Origin of the sequence: Pseudoxanthobacter sp. (genome assembly GCF_036822375.1) — a bacterium.
Lineage (GTDB): Bacteria > Pseudomonadota > Alphaproteobacteria > Rhizobiales > Segnochrobactraceae > Pseudoxanthobacter.
The window spans coordinates 1-2,049 of the sequence record NZ_DAISHT010000360.1 but is presented as its reverse complement, the minus strand read 5'-3'; the positions used below and the strand labels follow the sequence as shown (position 1 = coordinate 2,049).

1 protein-coding gene is annotated in these 2,049 nt (G+C 69.9%); it reads left to right on the top strand.

Annotated elements, in window-relative coordinates:
* Nucleotides 1–35: 35 nt before the first annotated feature.
* A partial coding sequence (locus V7067_RS17610) for a CarD family transcriptional regulator (RefSeq protein ID WP_334177184.1) occupies nucleotides 36–2,049 on the top strand: 2,014 nt, incomplete at its 3' end.

Genomic DNA, 2,049 nt, shown 5'->3' with positions numbered 1-2,049 from the left:
TCCGGCACCGAGATCGCCAAGGGACTCTACGACCTATGACCCGCCCGCCCTTCGCCGCCATTCTGGAGCAGGGCGGCGACGTCACGCTGTCCTCGGTGCCCGATGGCTTCGATGCCGTTGTCGTGGCCGATCTTGCGCGCGCGGCCTTCGCCCGCGGCGGCGAGGGGCCGGCGCTGGTCTTCATTGCCCGCGATGGCCAGCGCCTGAGCGCACTGGCCGAGGCGCTGCCGGTCTTCCTGCCGGAAGCGGACATCGTTCACCTGCCGGCGTGGGACTGCATGCCCTATGACCGGGTGTCGCCGTCTGCCGTCGTCTCGGCCCGCCGCATGGCGGCGCTGGCCGATCTGGCGCGGCCGGTGAAGGGGCCGGCGCCGTTCCGCGTGGTGCTGACGACGGTCAACGCCACCGCCCAGCGCGTGCCGGCGCGCGCGGCGCTGGCGGCGGCGCTGTTTTCCGCCCATGTCGGCAACCGGGTGGAGATCGAAACCCTTGTCCGCTGGCTGGAGGACAACGGCTTTCTGCGCACCGCGACCGTGCGCGATGCCGGCGAATATGCGGTGCGCGGCGGCATCGTCGATCTGTTCGCACCGGGCACCGAGGCGCCGGTGCGGCTGGATTTCTTCGGCGACACGCTGGAATCCATCCGCCGCTTCGATCCGGAAAGCCAGCGCACCACCGGCCAGCTGACCCGCATCGACCTGATGCCGATGAGCGAGGTGGTGCTGACGCCGGATACCATCCGCCGGTTCCGGCAGTCTTATGTGGCGATCTTCGGCGCGCCGGACCGCAACGATGCGCTCTATCAGGCGATCAGCGAGGGCCGGCGTTTTCCCGGCATGGAACACTGGCTGCCGCTGTTCCACGAAGCGCTCGATCCGGTCTTTGCCTATTTCGGCGCGGCCGCGCTGGTGCTCGATCCCCTTGTCGACGAGGCGCTGGCCGAGCGGCTGAAGCAGACCCTCGATCACTATGAGGCGCGCCGCGAAATTCTCGCCGGGCCGAAGCAGGCCGGCGGCGAGGTGCCCTATCGTCCGGTCGAGCCGAAGACGCTCTATCTCGACCAGGATTCGTGGATCGCGGCGATGGCCGGCCATGTGCGGCTGAAGCTGTCGCCGTTTGCCGTGCCGCAGACGGCGCTGACCGGTCCGGTGGTCGACATGGGCGGCCGCCACGGCCGCACCTTCGCGGCGGAACGCGCCGCCGGCGGCAACGTGTTCGATGCCCTCGTCTCCACCGTGGTCGATCTGCGGCGGGCGAAGAAGCGCATCGTGCTGGCCTCGTGGACCGCGGGGTCCCGCGACCGGCTGATGCAGGTGCTGGCCGACCACGGTCTCGGCGCGCTGAAGCCGGTGGAAAAGTGGGCTGAAATCGCGGCCCTGCCGAAAGAGACGGTGGCCCTTGCGGTTGTCGGGCTGGAAACCGGCTTCGAGGCCGGCGACCTCGTCGTCATCGGCGAGCAGGATATTCTGGGCGACCGGCTCGTGCGCCAGCGCCGCCGCAAGTCGGCCGGCAAGGAGGCGCTGACCGAGGCGACCAGCCTTTCCGAAGGCGACCTCGTGGTGCATGTCGACCACGGCATCGGCCGCTTCGTGGGCCTGAAGACCGTGGAGGCGGCGGGCCACCCGCACGACTGCCTTGAGATCGTCTATGCCGGCGGCGACAAGCTGTTTCTGCCGGTGGAGAACATCGAGCTTCTCACCCGCTACGGCTCCGACGACAACGACGCCCAGCTCGACAGGCTCGGCGGCGGCGCCTGGCAGGCGCGCAAGGCGCGCATCCGCCAGCGCATCCGCGAAATCGCCGATCAGCTCATCAAGACCGCGGCCGCCCGTGCCCTGCGCTCGGCCGCCGTCATGGCGCCCTCCGAGGGGCTCTACGACGAATTCGTCGCCCGCTTCCCCTATGACGAGACGGAAGACCAGCTTGCCGCCATCGAGGCGGTGGTGGAGGACCTGGCGGCGGGCCGGCCGATGGATCGTCTGGTGTGCGGCGATGTCGGCTTCGGCAAGACCGAGGTGGCGCTGCGCGCGGCCTTCGTGGCGGCGATGT